This is a genomic window from Marinobacter alkaliphilus (assembly GCF_055394375.1).
Window position 1 is genome coordinate 160,298 of sequence record NZ_AP043751.1, and the last position, 23,408, is coordinate 183,705.

General features: G+C 57.5%; 19 protein-coding genes and 1 riboswitch. Of the genes, 9 read left to right on the forward strand and 10 right to left on the reverse strand.

All coding sequences use genetic code 11. The features are described 5' to 3' along the window. Positions 1 to 130 precede the first annotated feature (130 nt). Positions 131 to 523 carry a glycine cleavage system protein GcvH gene (gcvH, locus tag ACZ5Q2_RS00735; RefSeq protein WP_061332400.1) on the reverse strand — a complete coding sequence of 131 codons (393 nt, stop codon included), beginning with the start codon at positions 521 to 523 and terminating at the stop codon, positions 131 to 133. A gap of 48 nt (positions 524 to 571) precedes the next feature. Then, positions 572 to 1,462 (reverse strand): LysR family transcriptional regulator, encoded by an 891-nt coding sequence (locus tag ACZ5Q2_RS00740; protein WP_061332401.1) that lies wholly within the window; start codon positions 1,460 to 1,462, stop codon positions 572 to 574. A 114-nt stretch (positions 1,463 to 1,576) separates the two neighbouring features. Here ACZ5Q2_RS00740 and metE point away from each other — a divergent pair, with 114 nt between their 5' ends. Beyond that, positions 1,577 to 3,847, forward strand: a complete 2,271-nt coding sequence (metE, locus tag ACZ5Q2_RS00745; protein ID WP_061332402.1) for a 5-methyltetrahydropteroyltriglutamate--homocysteine S-methyltransferase — start codon at positions 1,577 to 1,579, stop codon at positions 3,845 to 3,847. An 83-nt stretch (positions 3,848 to 3,930) separates the two neighbouring features. On the opposite strand, the gene cpdA is transcribed toward metE, so the two are convergent. The 5 genes from cpdA to thiC all read right to left on the reverse strand — a co-directional run bounded on the left by cpdA (position 3,931) and on the right by thiC (position 9,980). Next, positions 3,931 to 4,737 (reverse strand): 3',5'-cyclic-AMP phosphodiesterase, encoded by an 807-nt coding sequence (gene cpdA, locus ACZ5Q2_RS00750; protein ID WP_061332403.1) that lies wholly within the window; start codon positions 4,735 to 4,737, stop codon positions 3,931 to 3,933. A gap of 214 nt (positions 4,738 to 4,951) precedes the next feature. Then, complete coding sequence (locus ACZ5Q2_RS00755) at positions 4,952 to 5,437, reverse strand: DUF1249 domain-containing protein (RefSeq protein WP_061332404.1); 486 nt, start codon at positions 5,435 to 5,437, stop codon at positions 4,952 to 4,954. After that, positions 5,434 to 6,054: an NUDIX domain-containing protein gene (locus tag ACZ5Q2_RS00760; RefSeq protein WP_061332405.1), complete on the reverse strand. Its 621-nt coding sequence runs from the start codon at positions 6,052 to 6,054 to the stop codon at positions 5,434 to 5,436. Before ACZ5Q2_RS00760 ends, ACZ5Q2_RS00755 begins: the two co-directional genes overlap by 4 nt. 641 nt (positions 6,055 to 6,695) lie before the next feature. After that, positions 6,696 to 8,021: an IS1182 family transposase gene (locus ACZ5Q2_RS00765; RefSeq protein WP_230716015.1), complete on the reverse strand. Its 1,326-nt coding sequence runs from the start codon at positions 8,019 to 8,021 to the stop codon at positions 6,696 to 6,698. An 81-nt stretch (positions 8,022 to 8,102) separates the two neighbouring features. Beyond that, on the reverse strand, positions 8,103 to 9,980 hold the full coding sequence (thiC, locus tag ACZ5Q2_RS00770; protein ID WP_061332407.1) for a phosphomethylpyrimidine synthase ThiC: 1,878 nt from the start codon (positions 9,978 to 9,980) through the stop codon (positions 8,103 to 8,105). An 81-nt stretch (positions 9,981 to 10,061) separates the two neighbouring features. Next, positions 10,062 to 10,175: riboswitch (TPP riboswitch) on the reverse strand. 138 nt (positions 10,176 to 10,313) lie between these two features. Here thiC and ACZ5Q2_RS00775 point away from each other — a divergent pair. Continuing rightward, complete coding sequence (locus ACZ5Q2_RS00775; protein WP_061332408.1) at positions 10,314 to 11,675, forward strand: TolC family outer membrane protein; 1,362 nt, start codon at positions 10,314 to 10,316, stop codon at positions 11,673 to 11,675. A 43-nt stretch (positions 11,676 to 11,718) separates the two neighbouring features. On the opposite strand, the gene waaA is transcribed toward ACZ5Q2_RS00775, so the two are convergent. Next, positions 11,719 to 12,972 carry a lipid IV(A) 3-deoxy-D-manno-octulosonic acid transferase gene (waaA, locus tag ACZ5Q2_RS00780; protein WP_061332409.1) on the reverse strand — a complete coding sequence of 418 codons (1,254 nt, stop codon included), beginning with the start codon at positions 12,970 to 12,972 and terminating at the stop codon, positions 11,719 to 11,721. A 102-nt stretch (positions 12,973 to 13,074) separates the two neighbouring features. Here waaA and lpxL point away from each other — a divergent pair, with 102 nt between their 5' ends. From lpxL to ACZ5Q2_RS00800, 4 genes are read left to right on the forward strand one after another with little or no spacing between them, the layout of a single operon-like run. Continuing rightward, positions 13,075 to 14,031, forward strand: coding sequence for an LpxL/LpxP family Kdo(2)-lipid IV(A) lauroyl/palmitoleoyl acyltransferase (gene lpxL, locus ACZ5Q2_RS00785; RefSeq protein ID WP_230714968.1), 957 nt, complete (start codon positions 13,075 to 13,077; stop codon positions 14,029 to 14,031). A gap of 3 nt (positions 14,032 to 14,034) precedes the next feature. Next, positions 14,035 to 14,997: a mitochondrial fission ELM1 family protein gene (locus ACZ5Q2_RS00790; protein WP_432210537.1), complete on the forward strand. Its 963-nt coding sequence runs from the start codon at positions 14,035 to 14,037 to the stop codon at positions 14,995 to 14,997. Then, positions 14,994 to 16,103, forward strand: a complete 1,110-nt coding sequence (locus ACZ5Q2_RS00795) for a glycosyltransferase family 4 protein (protein ID WP_432210536.1) — start codon at positions 14,994 to 14,996, stop codon at positions 16,101 to 16,103. Before ACZ5Q2_RS00790 ends, ACZ5Q2_RS00795 begins: the two co-directional genes overlap by 4 nt. Continuing rightward, the gene (locus ACZ5Q2_RS00800) at positions 16,100 to 17,107 is read left to right on the forward strand and encodes a glycosyltransferase (protein ID WP_432210535.1); all 1,008 of its coding nucleotides are present in this window, start codon (positions 16,100 to 16,102) and stop codon (positions 17,105 to 17,107) included. The genes ACZ5Q2_RS00795 and ACZ5Q2_RS00800 overlap by 4 nt, the downstream gene beginning before the upstream one ends. Positions 17,108 to 17,123: 16 nt before the next feature. On the opposite strand, the gene ACZ5Q2_RS00805 is transcribed toward ACZ5Q2_RS00800, so the two are convergent. Continuing rightward, a complete protein-coding gene (locus ACZ5Q2_RS00805; protein ID WP_432210534.1) occupies positions 17,124 to 17,924 on the reverse strand; it encodes a glycosyltransferase family 2 protein in 801 nt (266 codons plus the stop codon). A 122-nt stretch (positions 17,925 to 18,046) separates the two neighbouring features. Between ACZ5Q2_RS00805 and ACZ5Q2_RS00810 the strand changes: the two genes are divergently transcribed. Genes ACZ5Q2_RS00810 through ACZ5Q2_RS00820 form a run of 3 tightly spaced genes read left to right on the forward strand, consistent with a single transcriptional unit; the run spans position 18,047 to position 22,370 of the window. Further along, positions 18,047 to 19,465 carry a mannose-1-phosphate guanylyltransferase/mannose-6-phosphate isomerase gene (locus tag ACZ5Q2_RS00810; RefSeq protein ID WP_061332434.1) on the forward strand — a complete coding sequence of 473 codons (1,419 nt, stop codon included), beginning with the start codon at positions 18,047 to 18,049 and terminating at the stop codon, positions 19,463 to 19,465. After that, a complete protein-coding gene (locus ACZ5Q2_RS00815; RefSeq protein ID WP_061332414.1) occupies positions 19,462 to 20,367 on the forward strand; it encodes a lysophospholipid acyltransferase family protein in 906 nt (301 codons plus the stop codon). The genes ACZ5Q2_RS00810 and ACZ5Q2_RS00815 overlap by 4 nt, the downstream gene beginning before the upstream one ends. Continuing rightward, complete coding sequence (locus ACZ5Q2_RS00820; RefSeq protein WP_061332415.1) at positions 20,361 to 22,370, forward strand: O-antigen ligase family protein; 2,010 nt, start codon at positions 20,361 to 20,363, stop codon at positions 22,368 to 22,370. The genes ACZ5Q2_RS00815 and ACZ5Q2_RS00820 overlap by 7 nt, the downstream gene beginning before the upstream one ends. Here the strand turns inward: ACZ5Q2_RS00820 and ACZ5Q2_RS00825 are convergent. Further along, entirely contained in the window at positions 22,329 to 23,375 is a 1,047-nt protein-coding gene (locus ACZ5Q2_RS00825) for a polysialyltransferase family glycosyltransferase (RefSeq protein ID WP_156471751.1), read from the reverse strand. The genes ACZ5Q2_RS00820 and ACZ5Q2_RS00825 overlap by 42 nt on opposite strands. Between the last annotated feature and the right edge of the window lie 33 nt (positions 23,376 to 23,408).

A 23,408-nucleotide genomic window follows, 5' to 3' on the forward strand; every position in this document is an offset into this window, starting at 1 on the left:
CTTCCGGGGACAGGCCTCACGAAACTGTGCGGAGCCATGGATGGCGGAGCCCAAGCGCCACATGGATGTGCCGAAGGAGCGTGTTTCGGGAGGCCTGTCCCCGGAAACACGCTTGCACCAGGAGCGGATCTTACTCTTCTGCTGCCACATGCTCACCATAGGCTGCCGCATCCATCAGGCCATCAAGCTCGCCTTTATCAGCCAACTTCACCTTGAACATCCAGCCATCGCCGTACGGATCTTCGTTCACAATCTCCGGCTCGTCCTCAAGCTTCTCATTAATCTCGATAACCTCACCAGTCACCGGACTAAACACATCAGACGCCGACTTAACCGATTCAGCCACACCAGCCTCCTCGCCACCATTCACCGTAGCGCCAACCTCCGGAACACCAATGTAAACCACATCGCCCAACTGCTCCTGGGCAAAATCGGTAATCCCCACGGTGGCTGTGCCATCGGCATCCACCCGAACCCACTGATGAGTTTCGATGTATTTCAGATCTGCAGGAATATCGCTCATGATTTTGTGTGTCCTGTTGAAATTTTTCGCGCAGTTTAACCGAAGATCCTAGCCCCAGCGAACCTCACGCGCCAACTTCACAAACTCCGTAAGATAATCCACCGACTCATCCCGCTCCCGGAAGCCCAGAAAAATCTGCTTGGGCATACCTTCTTTACCCAGTTTCAGCGCAGTGATTGGCAGGTTTCTGGCGTATTCGTCCACCAGCCAGCGTGGCAACGCACTCACTCCCCGGCCCGCAGCCACCATCTGCAACATGATATCAGTGGTTTCGATAGTCTTGTGCCGGGCGGGCGCACAGTGGGCCGGCAGGAAAAACCGGGTAAAAATATCCAGCCGCTCCACCGCCACCGGGTAGGTAATCAGGGTTTCTTTCTCCAATTGGTGGGGCTCTACCCACGCCTTGCCCGCCAGCGAGTGACCCTCAGGCACCACCAACACCTGCTCGTAGTCGAACACCGGCTCAAAACATACTCCCGGCTTGTGCAGCGGATCTGGCGTTACCAGAAGATCGATGTCATGGCCGAAAAGCGCCCCCATACCACCAAACTGGAACTCCTGCTTTACATCCACATCCACATCCGGCCAATGCTGCAAGTAAGGACCCACTACCTTCAGAAGCCATTGGTAGCAAGGATGGCACTCCATTCCCACACGCAAGCTCCCGCGTTGGCCCCTGGCAATCTGTCGAACCTGCATTTCCGCGTGTTCAAACTGGGGCAACAGGCGGTTTGCTAGTCCCAATAGCTGACTACCCGCCTGGGTAAACCTCAGTTGCCGGCCCTCCCTCAGCCAGACCGGCGTGCCCAGTTGCTGCTCCAACTTGCGAACCGCATGGGACAGCGCGGATTGAGTCAGGTGCAACTGTTCCGCTGCCGCCGTCAACGAGCCTTGGCGCTCCACCGCTCGCAATATCTCAAGGTGATGTCGTTCAATCATGGCCAACCCGTGAATTATTCTCATGAATAGGTGAAATAATACCATTTTTATTCATGCCATCACCCACCTAACCTTGAAGGCCTTTAACAAACCACGGAATTCAAGGATTCAATCATGGCAATCACTCACAACCTGGGCTTCCCCCGCATTGGCGGCCAGAGGGAGCTGAAATTCGCACTGGAAGCCTACTGGGCTGGCCGGCAGACCGAGCAAGAATTAGCCATCACGGCCGCCGACCTGCGCCGGCGCCACTGGCAGCAGCAAGCCGGGCTGGATTATGTACCGGTAGGTGAGTTCTCGCTGTACGACCAGGTATTGGATATGTCCGTCACCCTCGGCAACCTGCCAGCACGGGCCAAAGACAAAGAAGGCTCGGAACTGGACGCCTACTTCCGTGCCGCCCGGGGCCGCGGCGCCAACGATAGCCCCTGCTGCGCCACCGCCGCTGGCGAAATGACCAAGTGGTTCGATACCAACTACCACTACATCGTGCCGGAGCTGCATGCCAAAACCCGGTTCGAGCTGAATCCCGAACGCCTTCTGGCCCAATTGGCTGAAGCACGAAAACAGGGCGTTAATGCCAAGCCCGTGATCATCGGGCCCGTTACTTACCTGTGGTTAGGCAAAACCTCGGATGGCAGTCATCGCCTGGATTTGCTGGAGCGCCTGCTGCCAGTCTACTCGCAGCTACTGGAAGCCCTGGCCGATGCCGGCGCCGAATGGGTGCAGATTGATGAACCGGCCCTGGTGACCGATTTGGACGCCAACTGGCGCTATGCGTTCAACCTGGCCTATCACCAGTTAAAGGCCAATCGCCCGAAGCTGCTGCTGGCTACCTATTTTGGAGAGCTCCGGGATAACCTGCAACTGGCTTGCGAATTGCCGGTGGCCGGGCTGCACATCGATGCTGTGAGCGCCCCTGCTGAAGTCAGCCGCGTGGCAGATTGGCTGCCCAGCCACAAGGTGCTTTCCCTTGGTGTCATCAACGGCCGTAACATCTGGAAATCCGACCTGAACAGCATCCTGGAATGGCTGGAGCCGCTGAGTGAGAAATTGGCCGACCGCCTGTGGCTGGCGCCGTCCTGCTCGCTGCTCCATGTGCCGGTAGACCTGGATCGTGAGCAGGAGCTGGATACTGAAATCCGCAGCTGGCTGGCCTTTGCTGTGCAGAAACTTGATGAGCTGAGCACGCTGGCGAAGTCCCTGAACGAAGGCCACGCCAGTGTTCGCGCAGAGCTGGCCGCAAACCAGCGGGCCATTGACAGCCGCCGGAAATCCGACCGTGTTATCAACCCGGAGGTTCGCCGTGCCATTGCCGCAGTGACGCAGGAACTGGGCAACCGCCAAAGCCCCTATCCCCAGCGAATTGCCAGGCAGCGTCAGATCCTGAACCTCCCGGCGTTCCCGACCACCACCATCGGTTCTTTCCCGCAAACGCCGGAGATCCGCCAGGCAAGGTTGCAATTCCGTAAAGGCGAACTGACCGGGCAAGCCTATACCGAGCAGATGCAGGCAGAAATCGCCCGATGCATCGAAGAGCAGGAAAAGCTGGGACTGGATGTGCTGGTTCATGGTGAGCCAGAGCGCAACGACATGGTGGAATACTTCGGTGAGCAGCTGGAAGGCTATGCCTTTACCCGCTTCGGCTGGGTGCAATCCTACGGCTCCCGCTGTGTAAAACCGCCCATCCTGTTTGGGGATATCCGCCGGCCAGCGGCGATGACGGTGGACTGGATTCGTTTTGCCCAATCCCTCACCGACAAGCCGGTAAAAGGCATGCTGACCGGCCCGGTGACCATTCTGAACTGGTCCTTCGTGCGGGACGATCAGCCAAGGAAAGACTCCTGCCTGCAACTGGCCCTGGCCATTCGTGAAGAGGTACAGGACCTGGAAAAGGCCGGCGTGAACATCATCCAGATAGACGAAGCCGCGTTGCGGGAAGGCTTGCCCCTGCGCCAATCAGACTGGACAACGTACCTGGACTGGGCGATTAACAGCTTCCGCATCGCCGCCAATGGCGTGGACGACAGCACCCAGATTCACACCCACATGTGTTATTCGGAGTTCAACGACATCATCGAGGCCATCGCCCACATGGATGCCGACGTGATCACCATCGAGACCTCACGGTCGGACATGGAGTTGCTGGATGCTTTCCGGAACTTTGAATACCCGAACGACATTGGCCCGGGCGTGTACGATATTCACTCCCCCAACATTCCGGACAAGCAACACATCATCAATCTGATGACCCTGGCGGCAGAACGCATCCCGGCAGAACGATTGTGGATCAACCCGGACTGCGGTTTGAAAACCCGTAAATGGGAGGAAGTGACGCCTGCGCTGGAGACGATGGTTGCAGCGGCCCAGGCTTTGCGGGCCTGACGCTCGAACACGGACTGTCCCTGTATATTCACAGGCCGGCGAACACGCCGGCCATTGGGAATATACAGGGACATAATAATCGGCTAGTAACCGGTACTCTTCTCGTCCAGATCAAACTCGAACCCATTCGCCCGGCATACTTCCGTGGAGTACTGCCCGGAAGCCTCAAGCTCAAACCAACGGTATCCGGGCGCCAGCGGCTCTACGGCAAATTTGCTGGAGCCAGTGGCGAACTGGATGCAAGTGGAGGGCGTGGCGAGCAGCTGCACGCTATTACGCTGCTGTTGGAGATCCTGGTGAATATGACCCCAGAGTACGATTTTCACTTGCGGGTGCCTGTCGATCACCTGCCAGAAAGCATCGCGGTTCTTCAGGCCGATTTTTTCCATCCAGTCAGAGCCAATATCCACCGGGTGATGGTGCAGGCACACCATGGTGGGCAACTCCGGTTGCTGCGACAGTGACTCGTCCAGGAAAGCAAGCTCCGGCTGCGAAAGCTCACCGAAAACCTTGCCGTGCACGGAAGAGTCCAACATCACAAAATGCCAGCCTCCCTGCACGAGCTGTTTTTGCTCCGCCTGAAACTCCGCTGCGATGGACGCCAACAAGTCGGAATCGTCGTGATTGCCGGCAATCCAGAGCGAGGGGCAGTTAAACGCTTTCAACTGCTCGCCAAAATACCGATAGGCCTCAGATGACGCATCCTGAGTAAGATCACCGGTCGCGAGGATCAGATCCGGCTGGCCATGGTTGCGCAAGACTTCATCAATCACCGCCGCCAGGCTGTCCCGGGTATTGACCCCAAGCAACGCGCCATCTGCCGACGCCATCAGGTGCGGGTCGGTCAGCTGCAATACCTTCAGGGGGTGAGCAGTATGCGCAATGGTCATTCAGGGCCTGTTGTCTTGAGTGCAACCGTTTGATATTTCAGACAAGTGTACGACGGCTGCGTTCCGTTTTATCAGTTTTAAATGGAAGGTAGGTCACATTCTGGCCCGCCACCACAAAGATTTTGCAGTTTTTGACAACTATGGCACAGGCAAAGCCGGGAGCAAGTCAGACTTTCAGCGCACTGTGGCGCAGTTCATGACAGAGACAACGAATTCAGTCGCAGCCTTCGCCCGCAGACCAGGCGGCGTGCTCCATAGGCAGGTGTCCAAACCGCAGGCAGTAATCCAGCCAATCGGCCAGAAACCCATTAACCTGAACTTTCTCATCCGGGTGATGCATGAACCGGTTCGGGTAGTCGTTTACCGGCGCAATCTGGCGCTGCCGGTAGCAACTGATCACTTCAGCCATGAGCGCGTCATGGTATACACGCACCGTCATTTGCGGGTTGTTCAGCCACCGGCCACTGTTATGCACTTGCTCGAGTAACAGGGTTTCGGTGAACTTTGCGGTTTGCAGCACTTCGATGCGCACCCGGCCCAAATACTGGTTTTCCCGGTGCAGCTCAAACTCGCAAACGGGCTTACCATCAGCCTCCAACTGGCGCAGTTTGCGCAGGCGCTGGTAGTTGCCATCACACAGCGCACCCAACTGACGCAGATCCGGCACATACGGCTTGGGCCGTTTTACCCACTCGGTCATGCCCGCCACTCCCGGCGCAGCCTGTCCCGGTTCAGCTGCAGCCATTGGATAGCGATGATGGCGGCAGCGTTGTTGATGCGGCCATCGGCAATCATGGCGAAGCACTCTTCAGCGCTGACCACGTGGCTGAGAATGTCTTCGTGTTCGTGCTCCATACCGAAAACACCGCCAGCCTCGGCCGTACTGACATGTCCGCAATAAAGGTGAATCATTTCGGTGGTGCCACCCGGAGACACCAGGTAATCGCAGATTTTATCAAGTCGGCTAAAGCTCAACCCTGCCTCTTCCTGCCCTTCCCGCTGGGCCACGTCTTCCGGGCTTTCGCCGTCTTCATTCATGCCGGCCACGAGCTCCAGCAACCAGGGCGACTGGTTACGGCCCAGAGCGCCGAGGCGAAACTGTTCCAGCAGCACGACTTCGTCCCGTTCCGGGTCGTAGGGGAGCACGCAGGTGGCGTCGCCCCGAACGAAAAGTTCGCGGGTGAAGGTGGGCATGTCGCGGCCGTCAAAGCGCGGGTGAGTCAGCCAGAGCTTGTCCATGCGGAAGAAACCCTGGAAAACGGTTTCGCGTTTTTCGACGGTGACGTCGCTGGCGTTGAACTGGAACGGTTTCGGCATTCGTGTTTCCGGTTTGGTGTTCGGCTTGGAACGATAGCCTTTGGGGTTGCTTGGGTGCAAGTGTCTTACGGCTGGCGTAATGGTTTGGTTCTGGCCCCAGCCTGCTCAGGTTGGTGCATCGCAGTCGTTGGGTATTGCTTTCCAAAACACGCTCCTTCGGCCCATCCATGGGGCGCTTGGGCTCCGCCATCCCTGGCTCCGCACAGTTTTGGAAAGCAATACCCAACGCCTGCAGCCGACGCTTGTGCGACACGCCCCAACATTGCCTGACGCCCTCTTGGGAGCGATTACTGCCAAAGCCCAAGAGAGTTGGGGTGGGGGTGCCGTTCAGGAGTGTGCGGAGCCAGGGATGGCGGAGCCCAAGCCGCACAGGGACGTCTTGAGGCGTCTCCTGAACGGCACCCCCACCCCGACTCACAACGCCTAACCAGCAGGCTAAGGCGATCTAGGAGTCTGCGCGGCAGAAGTGTTTTGAGCAAGTGCCTCCGCCGCGCCGAATCACGGTTGTGCCCGAGAGTATAGGCGCAGTATCCAACCGGATAGAGTCACGATTTTCTGTCTAGGCAATCAAGACGGTTATAGGCAAGTTCACAACCGTAGCCCGACCACTCAGCACGGCCCAGCACGCCGCCTCAGATCGCCTATGTCAGCCTCATCAGCGAACTCATCCGCCTGAGGTTAAGCGACAGGCAGACCAGATCCCATTCGCCTTGCACGGCATTAAGCCCCCTCAGGCTGAACTGCCGGAAGCCCAGAATATGCTTGATCCAGCCATTAACCGCCTCAACCAGATACTTGCGCCGGGCGTAAACCGATCGCCCCGTCGCGGTGGCCAGCTTCTCGGCCATCCGTGACGTGGCGGGATAACCGCTCGCGTCTATCTCTGCGCTCTTTTTCCCTTCCCGACGCAGCGAGACATAACCGTCGATCCTTTTGTCCTCCAGGGACTGTAAGTCGTCTTCTTTACGGTAACCGGCATCGGCCAGGCATTGTTGCGGATAGGTTTTCAGGATGTCTTTCACGTCATCCAGTAGCGGTATCAGGCGACCCTGATCACTGGCATTGCTGCCCAGATGATTAGCGACAATCAGTTGGAATTCACCATCCACGGCCAACTGGCCGTTGTAGCATTGCTGGAACCCATCCGCCGTTTTCATAATCCGGCTTTGCGGGTCGGTAAAGTTGCTTTGATCTTTGTCGTCCGGCACCCCGTAATCTCGCTTGAAGTTCCGGCCACCGCGGGGTGGGCGGCGATCATCGTCCGGGTGCCGGCCTTTGGCTGTATCCCGCGCTTTCTGATCCGCTTCCAATTTCTCCTTGGCAGCGCGGATCTTGTCCAGTCGCGCCTGTCGGTACTGCAACTCCTCAGGTAGCTCATCACCCCGCTGATCCGGGCCGAACTGCCGATCTTCCGACTCATCCGTTCGACGGGCCTGACGACATAGCCCATCGATCTCTTTCGATAAACGATCTTCTTCCTCGCCCATGCGGCCATAGCTCATGGCCTTGTGCTTACTGGCATTAGCCCGAATCTTTGTGCCATCAATCGCCAGTGTTCCCAGCGTGATCAGCTCCGCCTCCCGGGCAATCCGTACGACTTGAATGAAGATGGCCTTGAAGGCGACCAGATGGTGTTTGCGGAAATCACAGATCGTGCGGTGCTTGGGAAAATTACCCGCAGCCAGAACCCGAAAGGCGACGTCTTCCTCCAACTTCCGGGCAATCTTGCGTGAGGAGAATACGCCGGTGGCGTAGGCGTAAATAAGAACCTTCAGCATCATCCGCGGATCGAACGGCGAGTTACGCCGACCGTTGCCTTCGTAGCGGGCGTAAAACGCACTCAAATCCAGCTCCTCGACAACATCACTGACAAAATAGGCCAGGTGGCCATCAGGCAGCCACTCGTTCAGGCTTGGGGGAAGGAGCAATTCCTGGTCGGGCGAGTACGGGCGGAAAGTGGTTCCCATCAGACGTCCTGTTGCCGAAAAATTTTCGGTTTATTATGCCAGAAACGAGCTTCTGCCGCGCAGACTCCTAGAGCGCCAAAGTCAGACCTTGTCGTAAAGCTTGGAGCCAGATTCCACAAACTCCCGCGATTTGGCCTGCATCCCGGCATCAATCGCCGATACCTCGTCGATGCCCTGCTCTGCCGCGTAATCCCTTACTTCCTGCGAGATCTTCATGGAACAGAACTTCGGCCCACACATGGAGCAGAAGTGGGCCACCTTCGCCGATTCCTTGGGCAGGGTCTCATCGTGGAAAGCGCGGGCGGTGTCCGGGTCCAGGCCGAGGTTGAACTGGTCTTCCCAGCGGAACTCGAAACGGGCCTTGGACAAGGCGTTATCGCGGATCTGGGCCCCCGGATGGCCCTTGGCCAGATCGGCCGCGTGGGCGGCGATTTTGTAGGTGATGATGCCGGTTTTTACATCATCCTTGTTCGGCAGCCCCAGGTGCTCCTTCGGGGTGACGTAGCAGAGCATGGCGCAGCCGAACCAGCCGATCATGGCTGCCCCAATGCCGGAGGTAATGTGATCATAGCCCGGAGCAATATCAGTGATCAGCGGGCCGAGAGTGTAGAACGGGGCTTCGTCACAGCATTCCAGCTGCTTGTCCATGTTCTCTTTGATCAGGTGCATGGGCACGTGGCCGGGGCCTTCGATCATGCACTGGACGTCGTGTTTCCAGGCGATCTTGGTGAGCTCTCCCAAAGTTTCCAGTTCGCCAAATTGTGCCGCATCGTTGGCATCTGCAATGGAACCCGGGCGCAGGCCGTCACCGAGGCTGAAGGAGACGTCGTAGGCCTTCATGATTTCGCAGATGTCTTCGAAGTGCTCGTACAGGAAGCTTTCTTTGTGGTGCGCCAGGCACCATTTGGCCATGATGGAGCCACCGCGAGACACGATGCCGGTGGTACGTTTCGCGGTCAGCGGCACGTGATGGAGCCGCACGCCGGCGTGGATGGTGAAGTAGTCGACGCCCTGCTCAGCCTGTTCGATCAGCGTGTCGCGGAAGATTTCCCAGGTCAGGTCTTCAGCCACGCCGCCCACTTTCTCCAGGGCCTGGTAAATGGGCACGGTGCCGATGGGAACCGGCGAGTTGCGGATAATCCACTCGCGGGTTTCGTGGATGTTCTTGCCGGTGGACAGGTCCATTACCGTGTCGGAACCCCAGCGGATACCCCAGGTCAGTTTCTCGACTTCGTCTTCGATGGACGAGGTGACCGCCGAGTTGCCGATGTTGCCGTTGATCTTCACCAGAAAGTTACGGCCGATGATCATCGGCTCGGTTTCCGGGTGGTTGATGTTGGCGGGAATGATGGCGCGGCCACGAGCCACTTCGTCGCGAACAAACTCGGGGGTGATCTCCGGCGGCAGGTTGGCACCGAAAGATTGGCCGGGGTGTTGATCCGCAAGCAAGCCATTGTCACGAGCTTCCTGCAGCTTCATGTTTTCCCGGATGGCGATGTATTCCATCTCCGGGGTGATGATGCCCTGGCGGGCGTAATGCATCTGGGACACGTTCTTGCCCGGCTTCGCCCGCAGGGGTTTACGCTCATCCATAAAGCGCAACGGGTCGAGCTGGGGGTCTTTCATGCGCCGGCGGGTGAATTCGGAGGTGTAGCCATCCAGCTGCTCCACATCGCCCCTCTCGGCAATCCAGTTGGCGCGAACCGGGGGCAGGCCTTTTCTCAGGTCGATGGAGGCCTCAGGGTCGGTGTAAGGCCCGGAAGTGTCGTACACAACGACCGGCGGGTTCTTTTCGCCGCCCATTTCCGTGGGGGTGTCTCCCACAGTAATTTCCCGCATAGGCACGCGCAGATCGGGTCGGCTACCCTGCACGTATATTTTTCGTGAGCTTGGTAATGGTTTGATTGCTGCGGAGTCTACTTTTGCGGAGTCGCTGAGGTAGGCTGGTAAATCCGTCATGATCTGCTCCCGTTGAGGCTGATGGTGTCGGGTCGCGTATGACGGAGTTACGACAAGATGCCACCAAAGGCACGTTGACGCGGTTCGTATGGTCTTAATTCCTACGCCGGTATTATCCGGATCAGGTCGCGGGTTCTGCGTTGCAATCTCAGCCGATCGCCATATTCTGGCAATTCGGCACCCCGTCAAGACGCGATAAGTATTTTGTTCTGCTCTAAAAATGCATGAGCTATGCAAGTGTAGAGGCCGGACTGATTATTGTCCATAATGGTCAACCAATACCTTTGGGTCATTGCCGGGCAGATTCCCGGAGTTAGTTTTTCAGGAGAAACAATGAAGAAACGTTTACTTCCAGGATTGATCACCCTGCTCGCAGCCCAGCCTGCCTTTTCTCTGGATCTGATGGAAACCTATGAGAAGGCACTCTCTTACGATTCCGGCATCGCATCTGCACTAGCACAATTTCAGGCGCAGCAAGCGGCCAGCGATGTCAGCAGGAGCACACTTCTGCCACAAGTCGGCGCGTTTGCTGAGGCCAACCACACAGATTTCGACGCCAAGAATGGCCCGGGAGACAGCTATAAGGCCCTGAACTACGGCGTTCGGCTGAGCCAACCGGTGTTTCGTGCCGACAGCTGGTTCCGCTACGATGCCAGTCAGTTCCAGACCGAAGCCGCCCAGGCTCAGTACAACCTGGCCCAACAGCAGCTGATTCTGGACGTCGCCACCGCTTACTTCAACGTGCTGCGTGCCCAAGATACGGTGACAACCGCACGCGCCACCGAAGCAGCCATCCAGCGGCAGTACGAGCAGGCTCAGGAACGCTTTGATGTCGGCCTGATTGCGATCACCGAGGTCTATGAGGCCCGCGCCAGTTACGATGACAGTAAAAGTCAGCGCATCGCCGCTGAAAACCAGCTCAACGTTGCCCGTGAACAACTGGCGCGTTTGACTGGCGAATACGCAGAGGATCTGGAAAACCTGCGCGAGAACTTCCCGCTTGGCCGACCGGAGCCGATGGATCCTTCAGCCTGGGAAAACACCGCACTTGAGCAGAACTGGGTTATTCAGTCTGCGCTTTATCAGTTGAATGCCAACGAGGCCAACCTGAAGGTCGCGAAATCCGGCCACCTGCCTACGCTTGACCTGTTTGCGTCTTATGGCAAGTCTGAACTGGATGGCGCCAAGAATACCCAGCAGGAAGGCACACAAGGCGTTATTGGCCTTGAGCTGAACGTTCCCCTCTACATGGGTGGCGGCACACAAGCCGGCGTGCGCCAGCAGCGCTCACTGGTTACCGCCGCGCAGGAAGACCTGAACACCACGCGCCGGGATGTTCGGGTTAACACCCGCAGCCTGTACCTGACCGTAAATAATAACGTTGAAACCGCCTCAGCCCTGGAACAGACCATCATCTCCCGCCGCAGTGCGCTGGACGCGACCCGTGCCGGTTACGATGTGGGAACCCGGAACATTGTGGAAGTGCTGGATGCCGAGCGGGCGTATTACGTGGCCCTTCGGGATTATGCCAATGCCCGTTACGATTACGTGATTAACACGTTACAGCTGAAACAGGCGGCAGGCACTCTGAGCCCGCAAGACCTGATTGAACTGAACAACTGGCTCAGCGCCAACGCCAGGGGCATCGAAGCTCTGGCAGAAGAAGATCTGACCCTGGACGACCCCACGCAGTAATGGCACCGTCGTCTGTGTGATTCCGGTGGCGACTGCCCCGGAATCACAGCCTTTCGATTATCCCCTCAACCACCCTGTCCAGCGCGCCCCGGTTTTTATTAACCACGGCCAGCGCTCGCTCCCCATAGGCTTTGCGTTCCGCCGGGTTGGCAAACAATAGATTGATCGCCCGAGCCAGATCGTCTGCCCCCTGAACCAACTGCACACCCTGGTCTGCCAGCAACCGTTCGTAGATGGTCTCGAAATTGAACACATGAGGCCCGGAAAACACCGGGATACCCCAGGCTGCCGGCTCCAGCGGATTGTGACCGCCCCGTTCGATCAGTGAACCTCCCACAAAGGCAAGGTCGCTGGCGCCGTAGAGCATCATCAGCTCGCCCATGGTATCGGCCAGATAAACCTGCGCGCCCCCGGCACTCTGCGCCTGAGATCGCCGTGCAACCTGAAAGCCCAGCTCCTGTGCCATGACCGCCACGGCGTCAAAGCGTTCCGGGTGGCGCGGCACAATAATCAACAGGGCATCAGAGTGTCCCGCAAGCACCAATCGGTGAGCCTGAAGCAGCTGTTCATCCTCGCCACTGTGTGTGCTGCCGGCGATCCAGACCGGACGGGGGCCAAGCGTGGTACGAAAACGCTCCGAGGCAAGCCGGACATCCTCCGGGATGTCTACATCGAACTTCACACTGCCCGTCACCTCAACGTGGCTTGCGGCAACCCCAATTCGACGAAAGCGTTCTGCATCCGGCTCTGCCTGGGCCGCCACCCAGGTGATGCTTTTCATGATCGGCGCCGCCAGCCCCCTGACCCGCTCGTACCCCCGGGCAGAGCGCTCCGACAGCCGGGCGTTGATCAGAAACACCGGCACGTTTTTGCGGCGGCACTGGCTGATCATATTGGGCCAGATCTCGGTTTCCATGATGACCAGAATGCGGGGATTGACCCGCCGAAGAAATCGACGGATGGCGCCCGGTGTGTCGTACGGCGCGTAGGCATAGGTTACCCTGTTACCAAACATTTTCCGGGCCTGGGCAAGGCCGGTGTCGGTCATGGCGGTCATCAGAATGGTGGCACCGAGATTGCGCGCCAGCAGTCGACGCACCATGGGGCCGGCAGCGATGGTCTCGCCCACGGAGACCGCATGCACCCAGATTACAGGCCCGGGTATGGAAGGCACGTGGCCCAGGCGATGCTGCCAGTCTTGCCTGAGCGCCGGAGCTTTGCGACCTTGCCACCAAAGTCGGATGAGAATAAATGGCAGGGCCAGGCGAATCAGCAGGGAATAGATAAACTGGAACACGCAGGACTCCCGGCAAAACAGTGCGTTATCATAGGGCGAAAAGTGTCGAGGGGTTGCATCTTGCCCCCGGGTTAAACGTTTGTCGATGCAGGATTCACGATTTTGAAAAAGAAGTACCGCAAACTTCCGAGAAATACCGACTATTCAGCTTACCGCCATCCCCGCTGGTGGCCAACCTGGCTGGGCGTTAGCGTGATGTGGCTGGTGGCGCAACTGCCCATCCGGTTTCAATGGTGGCTGGGCAAAATCGCGGGCTTACTCGCATGGAAACTGGCCAAGAGCCGCCGGCACATCACCGAAGTCAACATTCGCCTGTGCTTTCCGGAGTTGAATGAACAGCAACAGGCGGCCCTGGTACGTAATGCCTTTATCGCCAATGGTATTGGTCTGATGGAACTGGGCATTGCCTGGTTCCGGGACCCGGCCAAGCTGACCGGCATGACCCGCATTCACGGTATCGAACATTTCGAGAAAGCGCTGGAAGCCGGCAAGGGTGTGCTGCTATTGGGCGGCCATTACAGCACGCTCGACCTGGGTGGCAGCCTGGTCACCGAATACATAGAAGCCGACGTCATGCAGCGTGATCACAACAATCCGTTGATGAATGCCGTGATGACCAGGGCCCGGGGCCGGCGCTATGGCAACGTACTAGGTGCCCGCGACCTGCGCGGCCTGTTCAGGAGCCTCAAGAAAAATCGCGCCGTATGGTACGCGACAGATCAGGACTACGGCCGCAAGGACATCGTGTTCGCCCCCTTCTTCGGCATTCCCGCCGGCACCATCACAGCCACCTCGCGAATTGCCGAACGCAGCGGCTGTAAAGTCGTGCCCTTCAGCCATTTTCGCCGCGATGACAAGCCCGGCTATGACATCTATTTCCACCCCGCCCTTGAGAACTTCCCAAGCGGTGACGACCTGGACGATGCAACCCGGATCAACGCCGTCATCGAGCAGGAAATCCGCAAAGCGCCAGACCAATACCTGTGGATGCACCGGCGCTTCAAAACCCGCCCTGACCGCGAAGACCCTGGCTTTTACGGGCGCAAGCGCAAGGAATAACCCGTGAGCAATCACTCGCAAGCACCGGTTGTCTGGCTGCTGACAGACAACAAGCCCGGCCACAAAAACCAACTCAAGGGGCTGGGCAATCGCCTGCGGGTGCTGACCGGCGCGGCGCTCTACTGGATCAGTGCCGAAGAATACCCGGTACCTCTGTGGCGGGCCCTGCTGGGTGTGGCCCCAGCTATGGATACAGCACTGCCCAAACCGGACCTGATTGTGGCCGCAGGCACCGGTACTCACCGTTTATTACTGGCACTTCGGCGCCTGGGCAAGGCCAAAACCCTGGTATTGATGAAACCGGCCTTCCCCCTGAGCTGGGTAGATGGCGCGATTATCCCGGCCCATGATGAGGTAAAGCCTGCTAACAACATCCTGCAGACCGAAGGCGTGATCAACACCATCACACCCCTCGCCCGGCTGACCAGCAAACCGGAATCCCTGATCCTGGTGGGTGGGCATTCGGAACATTTCGATTGGGACGAAGATGCCATTCTGAATCAGATAAGCGACCTGATAGCCCGCTACCCTCAGTGGCGCTGGACCATCACCGATTCCCGTCGCACGCCGGAAACGACCAGCGAGCGACTGGCCGAATTGCAGAGCCCGAAAATCTCCGTAGTGCATCACACCCGCACCCACGACGACTGGCTCAGCCACCAACTCGCTGCTTCCCGCGCGGTCTGGGTAACGCCGGACAGCATGTCCATGGTGTGCGAAGCCGCCACTTCCGGCGTGCCGACCGGCTTACTGAACCTGAATGCGCATGCCAACAGCCGCGTGGCGAACGGAGTGAAGCGCCTGGCAGAGCGTGGTCTGATTGCCCACTGGGCGGACCATGCCGGCGTGATGGCCGATCAGGCAGAAAGGCATGAACGACTCTGGGAAGCCGACCGGGCTGCCCGATGGGTGGCGGGTAACTATTTGGCTGCTTTTCAACAATCAGGAAAGGAGGCCAGACAATGAAGATTCTCCAGGCTCTTCCTGCGCTCTATAGCGGTGGCGTGGAAAGAGGCACGGTGGAATTCGCCGCCGAGCTGGTCAAGCGTGGCCATGAGTCTTTTGTGGTCTCCAACGGTGGGCCCATGGCAGAGCAAGTGCGCGGCCAGGGCTCAACCCACATCCACATGCCCATCCACCGGAAAACGCCCGCGTCTTTCGGGCAGATTCTGCCCATGCGCAAGCTGTTGCAGGAGCTGCGGCCTGACATTGTTCATGTACGCTCCCGCATGCCCGCCTGGATTATCCATCTGGCCCTGAAGACCCTGCCTGCCGACCAACAGCCCGCCGTTGTCTCGACCTTTCACGGCATGTATTCCGTTAATCCCTACAGCGCCATCATGACCAGGGCGGACCAGATCATTGCCGTCTCCAATTGCGTGCGGGATTACGTGTTGAAGAATTTCGAGGTAGCGGAAGACAAGCTGACGGTGATCCAGCGCGGCGTCGACATCGACGCCTTCCGCAACCGCGCCATCAACGACCAGTGGCTGGACATCCTCCTGTCCCGTTTCCCCCAACTGGCCGGCAAGAAAATTATCATGATGCCCGGCCGCATTTCCCGCTGGAAAGGCCAACTGGACTACCTCGAAGCCATGGCCCGCATTGTCCGCCAGCGGCCGGACTGTCACGGCATCATCGTAGGCGGGGCCGAACCGGGAAAAGAACGATTCCTGCAGGAGCTTGAAAAGGAACGCAGCCGGCTAGGCCTGACCGATAAAGTCACATTCCTCGGCCAGCGCAACGACATGACCAACCTGTATCTGTTCGCTGATGTGGTTTGCCACATGTCCACCAAGCCGGAACCCTTCGGACGCACGGTGACCGAAGCCCTGGCGTCCGGCACGCCAGTGGTGGCCTACAACCGGGGCGGTGCGGCGGAAACGCTGCAGGCATGCTTTCGGGACGGACTGGTGACGCCGGATGATACCGGGGCATTCGCCAGTGCGGTGCTGGGATTGCTGGATAAGCCCCGGCCAGAGATTGAGTTGCCGGAGCGGTTTTTGTTGCGGGCGCAGACGGAGGCGACGCTTCAGGTATACCAGCAGGCCCTGAACGGGAGGCCCGATTGAAGGTCGCCCTGATACTCGCAACGCCTGGTAGTGCCTGGGGGGGCATGGAAAAACATGTGGCGGACCTGGCGGAAGCCCTCACGAGCCTCGGGCATGAGGTGCACATAATCGCCCATCCTGACTACCGCTCGCACTTCCCATTCGCCGAGTTTCATCCGTGCCCGATGAAGCTGAGCCGAAACAACCCCTGGCTTCGTTGGTGTGTTTCCCGGATATTGAAGCGGGTTTCTCCCGATATCGCCCACGCCCACGGCAATAAAGCCGCCGTCATACTCGGCAGGTTGCCTCGTCAGACCTGGCAAACCGTAGGGACGATTCACGGAAGCAAATCAAACCTTCGCCCTTTTCTTCTGCTGGACAAAGTGATTGCCGTCAGCGGGTCGATCTACGAGGGCCTTAGCCACCCGTCCGGTCATCTGATTTACAATGGAATCCGGAAGGAAACCCCGGAATCGCCCCCCGGCAACTATCCACTCCCCCAAACAACGAACGTCATTGCTGCCGGGAGGCTGGAGCCAGTAAAGGGGTTCGACATGCTAATCCAGGCATGGAGCATGATCCATGACCGCTTTCCGACGGCACACCTCACCATCTTTGGTGACGGCTCTGAAGCCAGAAACCTGCATCGGCTGATTGGCGATGAAAGCCTGAGACACTCGGTGACGATGGCAGGACACCAAACAACGCTGGCATCGGCATTGTCCAATGCAGACTTGATGGTTCTCAGCTCAAGGCGGGAGGGATTCCCTTACGTATTGATAGAAGCCTTGATCGCGCGACTGCCGGTTGTCTCAACCCCGGTTTCCGGTAGTATCGACCTGCTTCCCGAAAACGCGCTCGCCAGGGACATTTCCGCGCCGGCTATCGCCGACGTCATCTCCAAGGCACTTGCCGGTCTGGATAGGCTCCGGGAATCAGAGCAGTCAGCCTTTGACTATGCACAGACTCATCTCACGCTCAGGGGCATGGCCGAGGCAACCGTCAGAGTGTATCAAGCCGAATAGCACCTGCGAGAGCGCCTTACCGCTCCTCACCACCGGAACGACTCATGCCCTCGAGCATTTGCAATTCCCTTGCCTTCGCCAATCGCATGAAATTACGGTTTGCGGCCACTACCGAAACACTGAACCCGAACCAGCCATTCAATACCTGACGGTGGATCAGGTAATACTTCAAAAACTTCAAAGGAAATTCGACCATCAAACGCGGGGTCGAAATTCGCCTGTCCTTCTCATAGAGGAACCGGGCCTGCTCACTGGACAGTTGAATGTACTTTCTCTCCATCTGCTCCAGAGAAATCAATGTCCTGTGCAAGACATCGCCTTTGAGCTCCAACACGCTACCTGTATGCACTCTAGGCCGATCATCGTTACTGTGTTTTTCCGCATGGATCGCAGCCCGTTTCCGATTGTAGAGCCGCAGGATCTTTTTGGGCTTGTCGTGCCGAAAAGGGTGCCTCGGGTTGGGGGACGACAAAACCCAACGCATACGATAACCAGCGATATCCGGAGAGATCGGCTTGGAAAACAGCTGCTTGATGTTTCGTACCAGAGTATCGGAAAGCACTTCATCAGCATCCAGATCAAGTACCCAGTCGTTCGCACACAGGCTGGCGGCATAGGCCTTCTGGCTCGCAAAGCCTTCCCATTCCCGATAAACCACCCGGGCGCCCGCGGCCTCTGCTAGTTCACAGGTTCGGTCTGTACTACCCGAATCAACAACGATGATTTCATCAGCCCAGTCCTTCACCTTCTCAAGAGATTCCGGCAGCCTCTGCTCTTCATTCAACGTGATGTAGTAAACCGATAACGGCAGTTTCATCATAAACACCCGCAAACTGGACCCTACTCGGCCCCAAACACTGCCGAGTTAGCGCACCTGTGATAATATTCAGCCATCAGAAAAGGACAATGCTGACCGAAATCTACACGTGGAGCAAACACATGATTCACCCCGTCATTATGGCCGGAGGCACCGGCTCTCGCCTTTGGCCGTTATCCAGGCAATTGAACCCCAAGCAGTTCCTGAAACTGACGGACCAACATCTATCCATGCTGCAGCTGACCGTGGCCCGGCTGGATGGGATGGAATCCGCCGATCCACTCCTGATCTGCAATGAAGACCACCGTTTTCTGGCGGCTGAGCAAATGCGCCAGGCGGGCTACAAAGATACCCGAATTATTCTGGAGCCCTGTGGGCGCAACACGGCACCGGCCATCGCTCTGGCAGCCCTGCAACTGGTCAAGAACATCGATGAAAACCAGAACCCGCTGATGCTGGTTCTGGCCGCAGACCACCTGATCAAAGACATCGCTGCGTTCCAGAGCGGCATCCAGAAGGCCATTCCTCTGGCTCAGGAGGATAAGCTGGTGACCTTCGGCATAGTACCCGGCCATGCGGAAACCGGTTACGGCTATATCCAGCAAGGGCCGGAGCTTGGCGAAAACAGTTTTAGTGTAAGCCGATTTGTGGAGAAACCAGACCAGAAAACCGCGGAAGAATACCTGGCATCCGGTGATTACCTCTGGAACAGTGGCATGTTCCTGTTCGGCGCCCGCACCTACCTTCAGGAACTGCAGAAACACCGCCCGGACATTCTTGCGATCTGCCAGGCAGCACTGGACGACGCCAGTGAGGATCTGCACTTCACCCGCGTGAATGAAAGCGTATTCGCCGAGTGCCCGGAAGATTCCATTGATTACGCCGTGATGGAAAAGACCGATAACGCCGCCGTGGTGGCGCTCGATGCCGGCTGGAGCGATATCGGCTCCTGGTCCGCCTTATGGGAAGTTTCCGAGAAAGACAGCTGCGGAAACGCATTCAGCGGTGATGTCATTGCCCATAACACAGAGAGCACTCTGGTGCGGGCAGACAGCCGCCTTGTGGCCACGGTTGGCGTGAAAGACCTGGTAATCATTGAAACCAAAGACGCCTTGCTGGTCGCCCACAAAGATCAGGTCCAGGATGTCAAAAAGGTGGTTGAACGCATCAAGAATGATGGTCGACACGAGCACATGAATCACCGGGAAGTCTACCGGCCCTGGGGTGTATATGATTCCATCGATAACGGCCACCGCTACCAGGTGAAACGCATCACCGTGAAGCCCGGCGCCAAGCTGTCCGTTCAGATGCATCACCACCGAGCCGAGCACTGGATTGTGGTCAGCGGCACGGCCAAGGTAACCAACGGCGACAAGACCTATCTGGTAACAGAAAACCAGTCTACCTACATTCCGGTCGGCCAGATCCACTCCCTGGAAAACCCGGGCGTGATTGATCTGGAACTGATCGAGGTTCAGTCCGGCTCATATTTGGGTGAGGATGACATTGTGCGTTACGAGGATGTTTACGGCCGGTCATGAGCAAGCTCAAATATTTTCTGATTGCGGGTCTACTCAGGATTGTCAGCTGGTTATCCCTTGCCTGCGCGCAGCGGATAGGGCGTTTCGTAGGCTATCTGCTATGGCGACTGCCTTCCAAGTCCCGAAAGGTTACCGATATTAACCTATCCATCTGCTTACCGGACCTATCAGACGCCGAACGCGCCATAATGTCAAAGAGGTCCCTTGCCCAAACCGGCATGACCATGCTCGAGGTTCCCCTTATGTGGGAATGGCCTGTGGAGAAATGCCTTAGACTGATCCGGGAAACTGAGGGGCTAGAACTAATCGACAAGGCCATGGCGGGAGACCGGGGGCTGATACTTCTGGCACCGCACTTGGGCAACTGGGAGCTGGCAGGGCTGTTCTTCTCATCGCGCTACAAGATGGCAGCTCTTTATAGCCCGCCGAATATGCCCGAGTTTGAAGATTATATGATCAAGGTTCGCGGGCGCCTCGGTTCAGAACTGGTCCGTGGAGACCGACGCGGCTTGGCTCGACTTGCCTCGATTCTCCGGGAAGGCGGTGTTGCCGGGATTCTGCCGGATCAGTCACCCCGGGGTAAAGGCAACGCCTTTGCACCTTTCTTTGGCATGGAAGTGAAGACCATGACCCTGGTATCCAAGCTTATCCAGCGCACCGGCGCCAACGTGCTGATCACTTATGCGGAACGCCTGCCCGATGCTTCAGGATTCCGAATCGTCGTGCGCGAGACCGGCTCTGGCCTCGGCGACAGGGACCCTGTGGCCGCAACTACGGCCATGAATCACGCCATAGAACAATGCGTGCAAGAAATCCCCGAGCAGTATCAGTGGGAGTACAAGCGTATGCGTCATCGGCCACCTGGCGAAATCAACCCCTATAATCCGGACCGTGTATGTTAAACCCCAGAATGGCGCTCCATGCACTTTTGATCGTCGGGCTTGGCGGCGCACTCATGTCTTCGAGTATCCTAGCTGGCGCAACCCTCTTGCTTGCCATTGCTGGAATGGTGCTCAGTGCCCGCAAATCTTTGTATAAAACCGGCTGGGACAAGCCCAAAGAGCTAAGGCTGCTGCACTTTTCCTTCTGGTTCTTCGTTCTGGTGAGCTTTCTGTCCTGGGCCCTCGAAGGTTTTGACTATGAGGGCGGAAAAACATTTGGTACGCACGCCCGGTTTATCCTGTTCTGGCCCCTAATCGTTGCCATAATCTATGCCCGGATCGGTGCCCGAACAACTTTTGCCGCCATCGGACTGATGGCCGTGTCCGTCACCGGGATTTTTCTCGTGACTATTACTGCCCACCAGGGCGCGCTTGGTCAGGTGCTGAATTCCCGCTTCGGTGGCGGGATCAACCCCATCAGCTTTGGCAATCTCGCCCTTCTGGGCGGCATGCTGACGATCGTTGCTGCCATGTTTTTTATCCGGGACAAACGGGCGGGCCTGGCGATACTGTTCTTCACCGGTGGAACGGCTGCGGTCCTGATTTCCATGCTGTCTGAAACCCGTAGCAACCTGGTTGCTCTGCCATTTCTTCTGCTCGTGCTCGTACCACTGCTCAGCAAAAAACTTCGAGTTGCTGGCTTGATTGTTGTGCCACTGCTCGTCGCCGGCGCGATTATCAGCAGCGACCGCATGTCCAGTTCACTATATGGCTTGCTTCACAGCGGGCACCTGGATACAGGCATGGAAATTCGCCTTGAAGTCTGGGGACAGGCCTTGAACATGCTCAGCGACAACCCCTGGACAGGCGCTGGCCTGGGTGGTTATACCCACCGTATCGAAGCGGAAGTTGCAGCTGGCAATCTGCCAGAACACTTCCTAGACTGTTGTACCGGGCATGCCCATAACGATCTGCTCAACAATGCTGCCAGCAGCGGCATTCCGGGCATTCTCAGCTGGGCCCTGCTGATTTTCATTCCGTTGGCCATCTTTGCCCGGAACCTGGCCAGCCGCCATCCAGCCACAGCCCACCTTGCGGCGGCTGGTTGCATGGTCTCAATCGGCTACTTCTTGTTCGGGCTCACAGAAGCCACGTTCAACCGAACCTTGTTCCTGACCTTCTACCTGCTGGCAGTTGCGTCAATCGCCTCGGCCATGTTCACAGAATTAAGCGCCTCTTACGTTCGAAACAGGGCCCGCAAGGTGTCAGCGACCATAATCACGAAAAATGAAGAAGACCACATTACCGACTGTCTGAAATCCGCAAGGCTGGTTGCCGACGAAATTATTGTTCTGGACAGCGGCAGTACTGATCGGACGGTGGAGCTGGCCAGAGAGTTGGCCGATGTGGTTGAAGTCACCGACTGGCCGGGTTTTGGCATCCAGAAACAGCGCGCACTTGAGAAAGCGACCGGTGAGTGGGTGCTGTCACTGGATGCCGATGAGCGTGTCACGCCCGAGCTGGCAAGGGAGATCAACGATCACCTTGCCGATCCTGACGCGGACGCCTACAAGCTTCCCTGGGCGGTAACGATTTACGGCAGCCGTCTGGATTTCGGACGCAGCGGCCGAGCCCCGCTCCGGCTGTTCCGTCGCGAGGGCGTCAGCTTTTCAGACGCCCTGGTGCACGAGCGGATACTGATCCCGTCCGGACGCAAAATCAAAACCCTCAGGGGCCGCCTCACTCACTATACACACCGGGATTTCGGTCATTCCCTGGAAAAAAGCGCAAAGTATGCCTGGCTTGGTTCTCTGGAGAAGCATCGCAAGGGCAAAAAAACCCGCACCATGATCTACCCAACTCTACGGGGCCTGATGACGTTTGTGCAGGTGTACTTCATCCGTTTCGGCTTTCTGGACGGCGCTGTGGGTTATCTGACGGCGGTCACCTACGCGCAGGTGACCTTCAACAAGTATGCCGGGTTATGGACTCTGGACCGGCCGGCCCGCTTCGAAAAGTCGTGACCCCCGAAGGAGCGTCGTTTCCACGCCGACGCTCCTGAACATACGCCTTATTTCATCATAGTAGGTCAGCCGGGCGCCCAGGGCGGCATCATCGATCTGGAACACCCGGATTTCCGGGAATATCTTTTTCAGCGTAAACAGCGCGGTTGAAGCAAAGCTGTAAAAAGCCAGGTAGGTTTCTCCTGACAGAGCCACTTCTACCTCTATGGGGCGACCGGCCTGTCGTATCTCGAGCGGAAATTCTGCAAGCAACCTCTCAAGCTCTTCCCTGCTCTCCTTTCGATGCATGAAGTACACAACAAGGCTATCGGGATGACGCTCTACGACGTGCTGAATTTGCAGCTTCAGTTGCTGAAGCCGATCTTCCACGCCAAAAGGCTGGCCCAGGAACCCGACCATGGGCATCTGACTGCTGTTACGGGCGGATATTTTGAAGGTTCTGCGAAACACCGGAAAATCATGAACCTGAACCTGGACAAGTTCGGAGCTCTGTAACGGAAAGAACGTAAAGAACGCGATCACCTCCGGAACAACGCGATGAATCCGTATTCCCATGGTTCTCAGAAGCCGTTTTTTTGCCGCTGAAATCCGGGAGGCGATACCCTCATTGTGAATGGCGTGGTAGTAGGTCACGGTGGCCAGGCCATCATCGACGAAAATCAGCTGTTTGCTGTCGAATCCCCGATAAAAGACTTCATGAATCCAGCTGGATTTGTTGCCGATAAACAACCGTTCAATGCGGCGTCGTGAAAGGCTCTTGGCGACCGCTCCCAGACGAAGGTAAAAGGAACTTTTTTTCAGATAGATGGTTTCGATGCCTTGCCAGCCCAGGGCCTCGGCCAGGAAGGCCATTTGTCCCTCGGTCTCCCGGTTATCCGGTCGCGCAATGACGAGAAGGGTAGTTTCAGCACTGCAGCCGTAATGGTGGCGAGCCTCGGAGCAACTGATCAGTTGAAGGGGCGTACTCGCGACAAAGACATTGATAGGGCTGGGGATGCTGCTCAAATCATTCGTTTCCCGATCTGGACCTTCGAGGAT

Bases quoted from the DNA above. Each gene is read 5' to 3' on its own strand.
- ACZ5Q2_RS00755 (WP_061332404.1), bottom strand. From the start codon at position 5,437: ATGACCGAGTGGGTAAAACGGCCCAAGCCGTATGTGCCGGATCTGCGT.
- thiC (WP_061332407.1), bottom strand. From the start codon at position 9,980: ATGACGGATTTACCAGCCTACCTCAGCGACTCCGCAAAAGTAGACTCC.
- cpdA (WP_061332403.1), bottom strand. From the start codon at position 4,737: ATGACCATTGCGCATACTGCTCACCCCCTGAAGGTATTGCAGCTGACC.
- ACZ5Q2_RS00810 (WP_061332434.1), top strand. From the start codon at position 18,047: ATGATTCACCCCGTCATTATGGCCGGAGGCACCGGCTCTCGCCTTTGG.
- ACZ5Q2_RS00805 (WP_432210534.1), bottom strand. From the start codon at position 17,924: ATGAAACTGCCGTTATCGGTTTACTACATCACGTTGAATGAAGAGCAG.
- ACZ5Q2_RS00820 (WP_061332415.1), top strand. From the start codon at position 20,361: ATGTTAAACCCCAGAATGGCGCTCCATGCACTTTTGATCGTCGGGCTT.
- ACZ5Q2_RS00815 (WP_061332414.1), top strand. From the start codon at position 19,462: ATGAGCAAGCTCAAATATTTTCTGATTGCGGGTCTACTCAGGATTGTC.
- ACZ5Q2_RS00740 (WP_061332401.1), bottom strand. From the start codon at position 1,462: ATGATTGAACGACATCACCTTGAGATATTGCGAGCGGTGGAGCGCCAA.
- gcvH (WP_061332400.1), bottom strand. From the start codon at position 523: ATGAGCGATATTCCTGCAGATCTGAAATACATCGAAACTCATCAGTGG.
- metE (WP_061332402.1), top strand. From the start codon at position 1,577: ATGGCAATCACTCACAACCTGGGCTTCCCCCGCATTGGCGGCCAGAGG.
- ACZ5Q2_RS00765 (WP_230716015.1), bottom strand. From the start codon at position 8,021: ATGGGAACCACTTTCCGCCCGTACTCGCCCGACCAGGAATTGCTCCTT.
- ACZ5Q2_RS00760 (WP_061332405.1), bottom strand. From the start codon at position 6,054: ATGCCGAAACCGTTCCAGTTCAACGCCAGCGACGTCACCGTCGAAAAA.
- ACZ5Q2_RS00795 (WP_432210536.1), top strand. From the start codon at position 14,994: ATGAAGATTCTCCAGGCTCTTCCTGCGCTCTATAGCGGTGGCGTGGAA.
- ACZ5Q2_RS00775 (WP_061332408.1), top strand. From the start codon at position 10,314: ATGAAGAAACGTTTACTTCCAGGATTGATCACCCTGCTCGCAGCCCAG.